The sequence below is a fragment of the Prosthecobacter sp. genome (assembly GCF_044227185.1).
Classification (GTDB): Bacteria; Verrucomicrobiota; Verrucomicrobiia; order Verrucomicrobiales; family Verrucomicrobiaceae; genus Prosthecobacter.
The window spans coordinates 355,588-369,598 of the sequence record NZ_JBGAFO010000009.1; the positions used below are offsets into that span (position 1 = coordinate 355,588).

Here is a 14,011-nt window from a genome sequence, read left to right on the forward strand (position 1 = left end):
CATCAGCGCAGTGCATGATCGAGTTCCTCCTGGCTCTGCGGGGTGGTGGCGTTGTTCAGCTTGAGAATGACGAAGGGCCCGGGCGCGGTGCCGTCGAGCGTGGTGTTTTCCATGCCGTCCCAGGAGACCACCAAGGCGGTGCCTTCCTCGCCCAAGGCAAGCGAAAGGGCCTGCGCGCCAGGAGCACCGAGCAGCGCATGAAGGTGAGTCTGCACTTCGGGCGGAGCCGGGGCGCCGGAGGCGTCCATCACGGCCAGTCCCATGGAATCCGTCACCACATAATCGCCGCGCCCACCGAGCGCGGAGGCGAGCTCGCCAAAGGCTCCCGGTGAAATGCTGGCGAGCAGAACGTTTTCGATCTTGGAAGGCACCAGCTTGCCATTCACCTCGATGGTGCTGCTTCCAGAAATGAATTCGAGGCGTGCGGTGCCATCACCGCCCAGCGCTTTCACCAGCGTGCTGAAGGACTCCGGGCTCGTGACCTGATTGAGAAATTGCTGCACGACGAGGGATGGCACAGGATTGCCGATGTTGATGGACTGCGCGCCCGCCTGCACAGTGAGGGGCACCTCGCCGTTGCCGATGGCGCCGATGGCCAGCTCGCTCTGCGCCAGCAGGCTCATGCCGGCATTGAGCTGCGCCGTGGTGCCCGTGCTGGCCGCGCCACCGCCTGCGCCAATGGACATCTGCCCGCCGCCATTCTGCAGGCGGATGGTGCCGTCTCCTCCGAGGCTCATGTTCAGCTCGCGCTCCGCGGTGGCGGAGGTGCTGTTGCTGAGCTGGGACTGCGTGCCAAGGCTGGCCGGGCCACCGCCACCCATGGAGCCGCTGCCGGTGCCAAAGGTCTGGCCCAAAAAGGACGAGGTGGAGGCCGTGGCCGCGATGCCCGCACCGCCCGCCAGCGCACCCGCCGCCCCCTGCGCGCCCAGCCCTCCCAGGCCGCCCGCCACGCCCGCGGAGTTGAAGTTGTTCGTCTGCGAAGAACTCGCGCCGCCGCCACCACCGCCGGGATTGAAGTTCTGCAGGAAGACATTCGTCACCGGAAAAATAACCGTGCTGGTGGAAAAACCCGTCGTGCTGATGGTGCCAAAGCCTGGCTTCGTCAGCGGAGAGGTCACCTCCTTCGTGCCATCGACAAAGAGCTGGTCCGTGCCGCCGCCGCCGCTGAGGTTCTGCGCGAAGGTGTAGAAGCTCGTGGCGGCATTGTCATTGCCCGCGCCGAGGCTCAGCCCCACGGTGTTCACGCCGGTGAAGGCATAGCTGCGCGTGCCCACGGTGATCAAAGATTCGCCGATGATGTAGGTCTGCCCGCTCTGCAGATTGCTGTCATTGATGACGAGCACCGTCTGCGGATTTCCACCGCCGCTCACGCCGCCATCCAGCACGGCCTGGTTGGTAAACGTGAACTGATTCGCGCCCGTGCTGCTGCCGGTGAGGTTTTCAATCGAGCTGAAGTGCATCGTTCCCAGCGTGCCCGCATTGTTCGCTGTGATGAGAAACACGCTGCCTCCCGCCGCGCCCACCAGCGTGTCTGCCTGACTGGCGGAGCCGATGAGATTCTCGATGCTGGTAAAGCTGGCCGCGCTGAGGCTGACCGGCCCCGTGGCGGCGGCAAAAGAAACGGTGTCGGTGCCGCCCCCGCCATTCACGGCAAGACTCGCCGGCTGCGCCGAGAGCATCACCGTGTCATTCCCGCTGCGGCCAGTGACGGAGACGCTGTCTGCCGTGAGGTGGGAGAGGTCCATCACCCCATTGAAGGTGGCGCTGAAAGTCTGCGCATGGATCTCCGGCGCACCCGCCAGCCTGCCGCCGGTGAGGCTCACCGTGCGCGGCGCCGCGCTCTGCCCCACGCTGCTCTGCAGGCTGACGTCTCCCGTGAGCCCCGCATTGAGCGTGAGATCATGGCCGCTGCTGCCGTCATTGATGGCTCCGGTGATCGTGATAGCCGCGCCGTTTGCCACCGTGCCGCCGCCTGTGCTGTCCAGCGTGCTGCTGGCGCTGAGCGTGACGTGCGTGCTGATAAGGATGACCCCGCCCGCCGAGGTGATGCCGCCGCCCAGCACGGTGTCCGCGCCATTCAGCGTCACGCTTCCGGCCAGATCCACGAGCTGCCCGCTCACTGCGATTTCTCCCAGCGTGAGGATGGTCAAAGGCGCGCGCCAGGTGGAGGAGCGCACGTCCACATAACCCGAATCCGCCGCGCCGATGGTGACGTGGCTCAGTGTGGAGGCCAGGGCGCCGATGCCGGCGGAATCGATGAGCAGGCTGCCCGCCGCGCCATCGCCAAGGCCGATGCTGGTGCCCGCGGAGACGGTGCGGATGGCCAGCGAGCCGCTGCCACCCACCGTGGCCGCGCCGGAGATGGCCACGCTGTCCGTGCTGATGATCATGGCCGCAGGGCTGGTGATGGCCGTCTGCGCGCCGAGGTCCACGCCTGCATTGGCCACGCCGGTGCCCAGGCCGCTGGCGGTGATGGCGATGGCCGCGCTGCTGCTGGCCGTGCTGATGGCGGTGCCCGCATCCTGCATGGCCACGCCCTTGTTGCCGCTGTCGCCGCCGCCGCTGGTTCCGTAAAGCGTGATGCCGCCCGCACCCGCCGCCGTGGAGGTGGAGCGGATGGTGGACCCATGCTGCATGAGGATGCCCACATTGCCGCTGCCGGTGTCGCCCCCATGGCCGTTCAGCTCGATGGCGCCTTTGCCGGAGCTGGTGAGCGTGGCGTTGTTCAGAATGATGCCCGCAAAAGTTCCGCCGGTGGGCGTGGTGCTTTGATTGGCATTCAGCTCCAGTTTTCCATCCACCACGGAGATGGCGGCGCCGGAGTTCACATCGATCTCCCGCGCGGCGGTGAGAAAGATGGCGCCGCTGCCGGTGGTGGAGACGCGGCTGCCATTCACCTCGATGCCAAAGGCGTTTAGCACCATCGTGCCGCCCTGGGAGGTGAGGGCCTGATTGATGCGGATGTGATCCGTGTTCGTCGTGGTGATGCTGATGTCTCCGGCCGCGCTGAGCCCGCTGTCCGCGCCGATGCTGCCGATCGTAAGCCCCAGCGAATTCACCAGTTGCAGCGACCCGATGCCGCCGACGGTGACGAGGGTTTCGATGGCGCTGTCGGCCGCGTTGAAGTAGAAGCCGCCCGCGCCTGCGAGCTTCAGATTCTCCGTGGTCACCGCACCGTCTCCCACCACCGGGCCGCCCGTAGTCTGCAAGGTGATGATGCCGCTGCGCCCGCCCTGCGTGCTCAGCGTGCCGCTGTCCATGATCCAGATGGCCGCGGTGCCCGCGCCGCCGGTGTCTCCAGCACGGCCCGCGAGGGTGATGTCTCCGGAAACCGTGGCGATCTGCCCGCCGATCACGATGGCATGGAAGTCTCCGGGAAAGTTGGTGGCATTCTGATTCGCGCTGATCGTCACGTTGCCTGAATCCGTGAGAATCTGCGCGCCCGCCTGCATCTGCAGGCTTCGTCCGGCGGTGATCGTCACATCGCCGCTGCCCTGGGAAAGGATGCTGCTGCTGCCGGTCTCCTGCGTGCTCATGATGAAGTCGCGGTCGGCCTGAATGATGAGGTTGGTGGCGGAACTCCACTGGATGACGCCCTCCAGCGTGATGTTTCCCGCACCACCGCCGGCCCCGCGATCCGTCTGGATGATGAGGCTGCCGCAGTTGGCGTCCAGCCAGCAGGAAATGTCCGAGGCCTTCAGATAATTCGCCTGCGCGGGATTGCTGATGGTAGTTCCTGGCACACAGTCCGAGATGAGAATGTCATTCGGGTCCAGCAGCAGGCTGCCCGCGCGGCCCCGGGGTGAGCTGAGGTCGATGTGGCCGCTGAGGGATTCGAGTACGAGCGCCTGCTTGCCGGAAATCTCCGCCTGCCCGCCATCGCCGCCCAGCGCGCCACCGCGTGCCTGCAGCACCCCGTTGAAGGTGAGGGTGCCGCTGGCAAAGACCACCACGCTGCCACCGCTGCCGCTGCGGGTGGCATCCGCCGCCAGCACTGCGCCGGACTGAATCTGCACCTGCGTGGCATTGGCCATGCTCGCGTCCAGCCCCTGCGCACCGCCTCCTACGAGCAGGCTGCCTCCGCCCGCAGCCCCGCTGGCGCTGATGAGCGCGGTGCCGCCGAGTGTCAGAGTGCTGCCACCCAGGCGGATGACGCCACCTTTGCCGCCGGCTGAATCGGCGCTGATGGTGCCATCGATCACCGTGGCAAGTGCGGCAGTGTTGGCGCTGCTTTGCGCCGTGGCATTGATGTCGATCTGCCCGCCCGCGGTTTCACCCTCGGCCGTCACACGGATGGCGCGGCGCACGGTGACTTCTCCGCCGTTCACGGAGATGCTGCCGCCTTTTCCCGTGGTGCCGTTGGCATCCACCCGCCCGCCTAGGCCCACCTTGCCGCTGCTGCCGGCATCAATCCGGATCTGCCCGCCATTCCCAGAGGGGCCGCGCGCCACCAGCGTGCCTCGATTGTCAATCTGCCCGCCCGGTGCGCTGAGAAGGATGCGCCCGCCCTGCTTCGTGGCGGCCGTGGCGGCGATGCGCCCCGTATTGCGAATCGCCAGCGCATACACATTCCCGCCGTGCGCCTTGAGCTCGGCCACGTTTGCCTCAATGAGGCCGCTGTTGCTCACGCCTGTGCGGCGCTGCGGCCCCGCGGCATTGCGCACGATCACGCGCTCATCCCCAGCGGGCATGATCAGCACGTCCGTTCCCGCGGCCAACCCCACGGTGCCGTTCGGCGCGCGGATGGCCCCGGAATTGTGCACCTGAAAGCCGATGAGAAACACATCCCCGCTGGAGGCGCGGATGCTGCCGGCGTTTGTCACCCCCGCAGTGCTGCTACCAGAAAATGCCATCGGGCCTCCCGCCATGAACATGCGGTTGCTCAGGTCCAGGGTGGAGGCGGTCAGCCCCGCTACATCCACCACCGCCCCGCGGCCAAACACGACCCCACTGGCATTGATGAGAAACACCTGGCCGTTGGAGGTGAGGGTGCCGTCGATGAGGGAAGGGCCGCCGTCCAGCACGCGGTTCAGCGTGGCGGAGGTGACGTCCGGCACGATGAACTGCGTGCGCTCCCCGGCGGCGATGTTGAAGCTGCTCCAGTCAATGACGGCGCGGTCCGTCTGCTGGTGGATGGTGGTGAGCCCGGGCTGGATGCCGAGGATCTGCGCCTCTCCCTGCACCACCACGCCGCCAGTCGGATTCGCCGAAATTCGAGCCATTGGGGCAAGCACGAAAAGCCATAACGCGCCACTCCAGACGAGGGCGCGGACAGGCCGCAGTCCTGGACATCCCGAAGGCATTTTTTCAGTGCGTTATTGCTGAGCCTTGGGAGTCGTGGTGGCGGCGGTCTCGAGCGGGACGATGACGACCTCGCCGTCCTTCGTTTGCACGTAGCCTTTGCCGTTCTCCACCGAGACGGAGTAAAACGCGCCCTTTGCCACGGCGGTGCCGCTGGGCGTCTTGATCTTGAAGTCCATCTTGCCGGAGCCTTCCGGCTTCACCAGCGCGCCCACCGTGCCGTTCTTCAGGTCCACCAGCACCTTCGGTGCATCCTTGGACTCGACGATTTCAGCCACCACCGCCTCGGAGTCAGGACCCAGACGGATGGCGGAGGTCGTGGTCATGGTGACGGTGGCGTGGGAGTCAGCTCCGGTCTTCAGCGTGCTGCCCACCGTGACGATGTCTCCCTCCTTCAAAGCGTGCTCTGGCTGTCCCGGCGGTGTCTCGGTGACCTTGCCGCTGACGATGGTCACCTTGCCGCTCTGCGGGGCCTGCTTCTTCACATTCGTGGGTGTCACGTCCACCTTGCCGTGCTCCACCTTCACAAACCCTTTGCCGTCCTCCACCGCGACCGCAAACATGGTGCCGCGCGCCGCGGCGATCCCGCTGGGCGTCTTCACCTTGAAGTCCATGGTGGACTGCGCCTGGGGCTGGATGAGCGCGCCGAGACTGCCGGACTTCAGGTCCACCAGCACCTTCGGTGCCGTGTCAGAGTCCACGAGTTCCATGAAAACCGCCTGCGAATTTTCCGCGATACGGATGGCCGACTGCTTCGTCGTCTTGATCACCGCGCGCGCGCCAGCCCCGGTCTTCACCGTGGAGCCCACTGGCACGGGATCGCCCACTTTCAGTGCCATTTCAGCGCCACCGCCCAACGGCAGCAGCGTCACCGTCCCCACCGCCACCGAGACGGTGCCATTGGAGGACGCATCCGCTGCAAAGCCGAGCCCTGCTAAAGCAAAGACCGCGAGTGCAGCGAAAAGTTTCATTGAGTGGATTATGGAGGAATTCATAGGTCACTGTCAAAAAATAAACTCTGCCATGGTTTGGAGATGCCGCCACTTTGCGTCAATCGTAAGAGTTCCTATAATATCCATGACTGAGAATTGTGCTTGTAAGAGATTGGTAAACTAAATGGTAGCTTTATGCCCACACCGGGGCCTGCCCTGAGGGGGACCGGTCTGGGGGAGGAGGGCGGCAGCCACGACGGCACGGGTTTCTCCCAGCCCAGCGGTCAGTCGCTCGAACTTGCGGGAAGCTTTTCATCACCGGCAGCATCTCCGTCGCCGCTGCAGCCACCGCGCCGAAAGCCAGGACGCGCGCTGCTCATCATGCTGGGAGGAGCGGTGGCAGGGATGCGGAGGAGGAGGCGCAGCAACTTTAAACCTGAAACCTTAAACCTGAAACTTTGCCCGTGATCGAGCTACCGCGCATCCTTCGCCGCGCCTAGCTGCACCAGCACCAGGCCGGCGAGGATGACGAGCAGGCCGATGAGGCGCAGCCAGGAGATGGGACGCACAGGGACGCCAAAGAGGCCCCAGTGATCGATGAGGGCGGAGCTGCACATCTGGGCGCAGACCACGAAGAGGATGGTGTTTCCCACGCCGAACTTGGGAATGAGGAGCGTGACGCTGATCATGTAAAACACCACCATCAGCCCGCCGGTGTAGAGGTAGCCGCGCGCACTGAGCAGCGTGGCCGCCTCCGGCAGCGGCGTGCGGGTGGAGAGCTGGTAGGCCATCGCGCCGAAAAAGCCGACGAGCAGCAAAATCAAAACCGCGGCGGGCGCACTGCCGATGGACCGCGCAAGCTGCGCATTGAAGGTGGCCATCACCGGGATGACCGCCCCGGCGGCAAAGGCCCACAGGGCGTAGATGAGGTGGTTGAGCATGATGAAGCCAGAATGCGGAAAAGCCGTGAGGTGGAAAGTGAAAAGCAAGCCGGGGCTGTTGGCGCGATGAGCGGAAGGGCGGGGCGGCATTCTCCGCGGAGTCGTTTGGAAGTCGAAAGGACGTCCGATTTACCGCAAAGGGGCAGGGAGGCAGAGGGAGCAGAGAACAGACTTGTTCCCGGAAAAGACTTCGAGTCAGGCCGGTTTGGCGAAGGGGGCAATGGAACATGAGAACGCCTGCCACGCCAAACACAACCGACCTACGACCCACAAGCGCTGCGCTGTCCCGAGAACACCTCCAAGGAAATTCAATCTCTGCTCCCTCTGCAACTTTGCCCCTCTGCGGCAAACCGAACATGCACAGGCTCGCCACCTCGGAAATACGCGGCTGTGGATGATGCCTAAGTCTCAAACCACAGATCGCCACGGAGACAGCTCAATCGTAAAACTCATTGCCAGAACAGGCAGCACGCGAGCGGCGGAGCCCGATGTAGATCGGTATTCCGATACCGATGCGGTGCCGACGCGGTATCGGAATACCGCGCTGCACAACACGCTGCGCAGCATCTGCACGCCCATTTTGAAAAGGGGTTTTGGAAAATGCTATGACCGGAACTGAAATCAGAGGATGGATCCGTGCGGCTCATGAAATCCGTGGTTCAATCCATTCAGGCTTCATGCCAGTGCGCGGAAGTCTATTCAAAGATCTTCCGGTGCGGATTGATGAAGGCCCAGGCGGCGGCGCCCACCAGGAAGAGCGCGCCGATGAGGTGCAGCGGGGCGTTCCAGCCGTAGTGCTGCTGCAGCCAGATCACGATCACCGGGCAGATCACACTGCCGATCTGGCCGCTCGTGTTCATGGCCGCGCCCACCACGCCGGTGTGGCTGCCGCCCACATCGATGACCGCGCCCCACGAGGCGCCCAGGGTGAACATGCTCGCCGCCACGGCGGTGGCGATGCACCACGCGGCCACCTCGGGATTCGTGACGGTGGTGGCCAGCAGGATGGCGATGCCGGCGACGAGATACGAGGCCGCGCCCACACCCGCACGCCCGATGCGCAGCCCAAAGCGGCGCGTCACGGCATCCGTGGTCAGCCCGCCCAGCAGGTCCGCCACCGGGCTCAGCAGCAGGGGCAGTCCGGCGAAGAAGCCCAGGCGCATGGAGTCAAACCCGTGCTGCTCCTTGAGATAATCCGGCAGCCAGGTGATGCAGAAGTAGAAGCCAAAGCTGTTCGGAAAGTACATGAGGCACAGCGGCAGGGTGTTGCGGTGCCGCAGCAGCTGCCGCCAGTAGGCCCAGCCTTCGTGCTGGCCCGTGCTCGCATCCCGCCCGGCCACGATTTTTTCCAGCTCCGCCGCATTCACCGCAGAGTGCTGCTCAGGATCATCCCGGAACCAGCGGTGCCAGGCCAGGGCCCAGAGAATGCCAGGAATGCCAAAGATCACGAAGGTCAAACGCCACCCGTATACCCCTGCCACCGCCAGCGCGATCATGGGCGTGAGCCCGCCCATGACGTGCGCCGCGGCAAAGAACACGCCCTGGATAGTGCCGCGCTCGGAGCGCGGGATCCAGCGCGCAAACGTCCGCGCCATGCCCGGCCACGCGCCCGCCTCGCCCGCGCCAAACAGAAAGCGGATGACCATCATGGACCCGAAGCTCCAGGCCGCCGCGGTGACCATGGTGAAGGCCGACCACCACGCGACAATGCGCGTGAGCACCCGCCGCGTGCCCATGCGGTCCGCCCACCACGCCGTGGGAATCTCAAACGCCGCATAGGCGATGGCAAAGGAGCTGTAAATCCAGCTCATCTGCTCCTTGCTCAGCCCCAGGTCCCGCCGGATGTCCGGCGACAAGGTGGCGATGCAGGCGCGGTCGAGATAAGTGATGGCACCGAGCGCCAGCATGAAGCCGACGACACGATACCGTACGCGGGTGGGGCGGGGCATCCGCCAATGAACGAGGAATTGGGCGGTGTTCAATCAACTGCCACCGCACCCTCGGGCCATCCCCCCGGCCAGAGCCGTTCAGCTCGGGCGTCTCGGCCCCGGCAGGCTGGCGGGTGGCAGGTCTCGCGACGGTGCGGACGGAGGAGCAGATCACTTTTCATGCCTTCCTCGCGCAACACTCCCGCTGATTCCGGCGTTGGTTTCGCCCCATGAAACTGCTCACCCTCGTCTCCTCTCTTCTTCTTGCCGTTGCGCTCAGCGCGGCGGACGCTCCGAAATCCGTGTATGATGTGCCGCTCAAGGACATCGATGGCAAAGACACCTCTCTCAAAGCCTATCAGGGCAAGGTGCTGCTCATCGTGAATGTCGCCTCCAAGTGCGGCAACACCCCGCAGTACAAGCAGCTCGAAGCGCTGAACCAGGAATTCAAGAAGGACGGCCTGGCCGTGCTCGGTTTCCCATGCAACGACTTCGGCGGCCAGGAGCCCGGCACCAACGAGCAGATCAAAGAATTCTGCTCCCTGAAGTACAAGGTGACCTTCCCCATGTTTGACAAAGTGGCCGTGAAAGGCCCGAACAAGTGCGAGCTCTACCAGGTGCTCAGCGGCCCCACCTCTCCCTTCCCGGGAGATGTGAAGTGGAACTTCGGCAAGTTCCTCGTCGGCAAGGACGGCAAGATCCTCAAGCGCTTCGAGCCCAAGGTGCAGCCCGACTCACCGGAAGTCACCAACGCCATCAAAGAAGCGCTCGCCGCAAAGTAGGCGCAGCCAGGCCCGTCAAAAAATCAGACCTCCATCTCCATGACAGCAGCGGCGGGTGCACTCCAGCACCCGCCGCTTTTTCATACCCCTTGGAACCCATGACCTATCTTGCCCCATCTTGACCTCTTGACCCGTCTTGACCCAACTTGCCCCTCCCCCTACGCCGAAGTCGTCTTCCCCTTCGCAGGTGGCGGAGTCGCGGGGTTCACAGGCGCTGCCGGCCCGTTCATGCCCGCCCCTGGCAGGATGTTGCCGGGATTGATTTCAATGCGAATGCCGTTGGTCGCGCCGTCCATCATTTGCAGCTTGTCGCGGAGTTCCTTCGGCACCGCCTGGCGCTCGGCGTCGTTGTTCACAGGCCAGCTCCGCTCAGGGCCGTTGTTAGGCCGGGCCACGAAGATCTTTTTGCCGTCTTCAGTCTTCAGGGTGTACTCGCCCGAGTCATCGCGCCGGCTCACGCTGGCAGTCGTCTGCATCTGCATGTTGAACTGCGGCATGTTCACACCTGGGGGCATGATGATGCCCGCCTGCGGCTGGTGGCCGTTGTGATGACGTCCGCCACCACCGCCACCGGCGACTCCTCCTGCGCCACCTCCATGCGGCTGCTGCGCTCCGGCACCTGGCAGATTGAGCATGGGTGCCTGCGGCATGGGGCCCTGACCGCCGTTTTTCGACCACTCCTGCACGCGCTTTTGGTACTCGCGTATCTCCAGTTGAAAGCGCTCCATCTGCTCACGCATGGCCTGGCCCTGGTTTTGGCCCTGGTTTTGGTTTTGGTTCTGGCCTTGGTGTTGAAAGCCTCCTCGGTGCTCGCCACCGCGCAGCATGCCGTCATTGAAGAACTGCATCCCGCCCGGCGGCATGCCGCCGACGATTTCCGGGAAGCGCTGATGCGTCTCCCTCGCGGCCACCAGGTGCTCTCCCAGCGTCACCGGCACCTTGGTTTCCTTGCCGCCGGTGATGACATCTAGCTGCACCACGTCCCCCTTCTTTTTGGACCGCACCAGGGACATGAACTGCTCCATGTTCACCAGTTGCTGGTCCTCAAATTTCACCAGCACGTCATACATCTTCAGTCCCGCGGCCAGGGCGGGGGAGTCCGGCATCACCTCATCCACCAGCAGGCCAAAACCATCCGCCAGGGAAAACTGGGCCCGCAGTTCCGTGGGCACCTCACGCGTGAGCACGCCGATGTAGGCCACCGCCTTCTGCTCCGGCTGCTGCTGCTGTGGCTGCGGCAGCATGCCGTTTCCCCCGTGCGGAGGGCGCTGGCCCGCCTGGATGGTGGAGCTCTGTTTGTCCGTCTTCACCACGCCATCGGCGCTGCCAGCGGCCGTGGCAGCACCCGTGGCGCTGGCATTGCCGGCGCCGGTGGCGGACTTCTGCGTGTCAGTTTTCGTCTCCACCTGCTGGGCGCACAAAGGCGCGGCCCCGAGGCAGGCTAGAAGGAGGGTGCGTGGGAGTTTCATGAGGGAGTGTGGTTGAGGGTGGTGGACTACTGAAAATTGACCGGCAGCACCAGCTTCTGCTGCAAGGGAATCTCGACCGTCATCTGCGCGCCATCACGCGGGTCGATCCACGTCTGGCGCTCGCGGGAGATCAATGTCACATGCTGCTCCGGCAGGCGGTCGGAGCTGTAGTGGATGCCGTCATCCTGCACGTCATCCCATTCACGAATGGTGGAGACCGGCAGCACCGCGGGCGCAGGCACGGCGGTGGAAGCCGGTGCAGGGAGGGAGGCTGCGGCCAGCGCCGGCGCTCCACCGCCCGCTTGCTGTTGCGTCAGCGAGCTCATTACCGCGATCGCCGCCGCCGCGCCCAGCGCCGCCCAGCCGGCGGACATCAGCCACTGCGGCGGCTGCCGGGGCCTGCGGCGCGGAGTGCCCAGCCAGCTCATGTCCAGCTTCAGTTCGTCATCCACACGTTGCGTCAGGGCAGGGGAGGGCGCCGTCGGCCTCAGGCCGCGCAGCAGGCTTTCGAGTTCGTCGTCGTTCAGACCGGAGTCGGGGTTCGGATCAGGGTTCATGGCAGGGCCTCCTTAGGGGCGGAGAAACGCAGGATGTTGATGGAAGGGGCGGTCAGGTCGCCAATGAGGTCGGCCTTCAGATGCGCCAGCTTCTTGTGCAGCGCCTGCAGGGCGTAGCGGTACCGCCCCGCCACCGTGTTGATGGAGCCGCCGGTGAGAGCGGCAATTTCATTGAAGGTCAGGTCTCCCCAGAGCTTGAGCGTCACCACTTCGCGCTGCTCCTCCGGCAGGGCCTGCAGCGCCTTTTCCACGATGGCCGCCGTCTCCTTCTGCTCCGGCTTCGGATCAAAGGCGGCTGCGTTTTCACCCGCCACCATGATGTCGGACTTCGCCTCCCGGTTCACCCGGCGGTGGTTGGAGCGCCGCTGATCCAGCGCGATGGTGCGCACCGCCGCATACAGCAGGGGGATGTGGTTGGAGTCCCCGTCTGGAAAACGCCGCCACCAGCGCACAAAAGCGAGCTGCACCACGTCTTCGGCATCCGCCTTCGAGTCCACGAGCTGGCGCGCATACAGCACCAGTTGCGGGCAGAGCTGGTCAAAGGTTCGTTTCCAGTCAAAAGCGGATTCCATGCGGGAGAGGGCAGGGGGTGTTTGACCAGCCTAACGCCGCCGGGTTCGGCTTTTGTGTGGAAAGGGGCGAAAAAAACGCCCCTGCCCGCCGCATCAGGCCTTCGCTTTCGGCTCCGCCACAGCCCCCGGGCCCGGCGGGCTCTTCCCCCAGATAAGGCCGTAGGCGATGAAGATGCCGCCCACCAGGTACATAAACGTGGAGAAAAACTGCCCTTTCGTCAGCCCCATGATCAGCGATGAACCGCTGTCCGGCTGCCGCACAAACTCCAGCGCGATCCGCGCGCTGGCATAGAAGATGAAGAACATCCCGGTGACGATGCCCTGCCGCAGCCGCGGAAAGCGCAGGCGGATGAAGATCAGCACCGCGCTCAGCAGCAGCCCCTCTCCCAGCGCCTCGTAAAGCTGAGACGGGTAGCGCGGGTGCAGAATCTCCTCCAGCTCCGCCCGTCCGCCGCGAAACTTCTCGAAGTAGGCGATGATGTCCGGACTGTGCTGAAGTCCGAGGTCATGGATCTGATTGTACAGCGCCATGCTGCCGCCCTGTTCCACAAAATCCTGGTGAGTCAGCTCGGTGGGAAACTTCACCGCCCACTGGCTCGTGGTCACACGGCCAAACAGCTCGCCATTGATGAAATTGGCGATCCGCCCCAGAAACACCCCCAGCGGTGCGCCGCAGACAATGGAGTCCCCGATGCCCGCCCAGGAGATCTTGTGCTTCCACGCATACCACCCGCAGAAGAGGGTGACACCCGCGATGCCGCCGTGCGCAGCCATGCCGCCTTGCCATACCATAAAGACAATCCACGGCGCATGGATGAACTGGTCAAAACTGTACAGCAGCATGTAGCCCAGCCGCCCGCCCAGCACGAGTCCGAAGACCGCCACCATCGTGATGAAGTCCCCCACCGCCTCCGGCTTGATCTCGGAGAGCCCCTTCTGTGCGAGAAAGCGCATCACTCGGTAAGTCAGGTAAAATCCCAGCACGTAGGCCAGGCCATACCAGTGGATTTTGACACTCTCCGTGAAGCGGATCACGAAGGGGCTGAAGTCGTGCATGTAGTAGCCGAGAAGCATTCGCCAGGCTTTGGAAAGCGAAAAAATCAGGCCTTGGCCGCAGCTGGCCCGGGCGGGCTCTTCCCCCAGATGAGTCCGTAGGCGATGAAGATGCCGCCCACCAGGTACATAAACGTGGAGAAGAACTGCCCCTTCGTCAGCCCCATGATCAGCGATGAACCGCTGTCCGGCTGCCGCACAAACTCCAGCGCGATCCGCGCGCTGGCATAGAAGATGAAGAACAGACCGGTGACGATGCCCTGCCGCAGCCGCGGGAAGCGCAGGCGGATGAAGATCAGCACCGCACTCAGCAGCAGCCCCTCTCCCAGCGCCTCATAAAGCTGAGACGGGTAGCGCGGGTGCAGAATCTCCTCCAGCTCCGCCCGTCCGCCGCGAAACTTCTCGAAGTAGGCGATGATGTCCGGACTGTGCTGAAGTCCGAGGTCATGGATCTGATTGTACAGCGCCATGCTGCC

General features: G+C 64.4%; 10 protein-coding genes. 1 reads left to right on the top strand and 9 read right to left on the bottom strand.

Translation table 11 applies throughout. The features are described from left to right. Nucleotides 1-2 precede the first annotated feature (2 nt). The 4 genes from ACILSQ_RS21735 to ACILSQ_RS21750 form a co-directional block, all read right to left on the bottom strand. Nucleotides 3-5,222 (bottom strand): beta strand repeat-containing protein, encoded by a 5,220-nt coding sequence (locus ACILSQ_RS21735; protein ID WP_395745766.1) that lies wholly within the window; start codon nucleotides 5,220-5,222, stop codon nucleotides 3-5. Between the two features lie 93 nt (nucleotides 5,223-5,315). Then, the gene (locus ACILSQ_RS21740) at nucleotides 5,316-6,272 is read right to left on the bottom strand and encodes a FecR domain-containing protein (protein WP_395745767.1); all 957 of its coding nucleotides are present in this window, start codon (nucleotides 6,270-6,272) and stop codon (nucleotides 5,316-5,318) included. Between the two features lie 434 nt (nucleotides 6,273-6,706). Next, complete coding sequence (locus ACILSQ_RS21745; RefSeq protein WP_395745768.1) at nucleotides 6,707-7,174, bottom strand: DMT family transporter; 468 nt, start codon at nucleotides 7,172-7,174, stop codon at nucleotides 6,707-6,709. 695 nt (nucleotides 7,175-7,869) lie between these two features. Beyond that, on the bottom strand, nucleotides 7,870-9,123 hold the full coding sequence (locus ACILSQ_RS21750; protein ID WP_395745769.1) for an MFS transporter: 1,254 nt from the start codon (nucleotides 9,121-9,123) through the stop codon (nucleotides 7,870-7,872). A 209-nt stretch (nucleotides 9,124-9,332) separates the two neighbouring features. Between ACILSQ_RS21750 and ACILSQ_RS21755 the strand changes: the two genes are divergently transcribed. Next, a complete protein-coding gene (locus tag ACILSQ_RS21755) occupies nucleotides 9,333-9,884 on the top strand; it encodes a glutathione peroxidase (RefSeq protein WP_395745770.1) in 552 nt (183 codons plus the stop codon). A gap of 158 nt (nucleotides 9,885-10,042) precedes the next feature. On the opposite strand, the gene ACILSQ_RS21760 is transcribed toward ACILSQ_RS21755, so the two are convergent. The 5 genes from ACILSQ_RS21760 to ACILSQ_RS21780 all read right to left on the bottom strand — a co-directional run. Beyond that, nucleotides 10,043-11,353, bottom strand: coding sequence for a S1C family serine protease (locus ACILSQ_RS21760; RefSeq protein WP_395745771.1), 1,311 nt, complete (start codon nucleotides 11,351-11,353; stop codon nucleotides 10,043-10,045). 26 nt (nucleotides 11,354-11,379) lie between these two features. Next, nucleotides 11,380-11,910, bottom strand: coding sequence for a hypothetical protein (locus ACILSQ_RS21765; RefSeq protein ID WP_395745772.1), 531 nt, complete (start codon nucleotides 11,908-11,910; stop codon nucleotides 11,380-11,382). Further along, a complete protein-coding gene (locus ACILSQ_RS21770) occupies nucleotides 11,907-12,482 on the bottom strand; it encodes an RNA polymerase sigma factor (protein WP_395745773.1) in 576 nt (191 codons plus the stop codon). Before ACILSQ_RS21770 ends, ACILSQ_RS21765 begins: the two co-directional genes overlap by 4 nt. 93 nt (nucleotides 12,483-12,575) lie before the next feature. After that, a complete protein-coding gene (lgt, locus tag ACILSQ_RS21775) occupies nucleotides 12,576-13,556 on the bottom strand; it encodes a prolipoprotein diacylglyceryl transferase (protein WP_395745774.1) in 981 nt (326 codons plus the stop codon). Between the two features lie 26 nt (nucleotides 13,557-13,582). After that, nucleotides 13,583-14,011, bottom strand: a 429-nt coding sequence (locus ACILSQ_RS21780; protein ID WP_395745775.1) for a prolipoprotein diacylglyceryl transferase family protein, incomplete at its 5' end; no start/stop codon positions are given.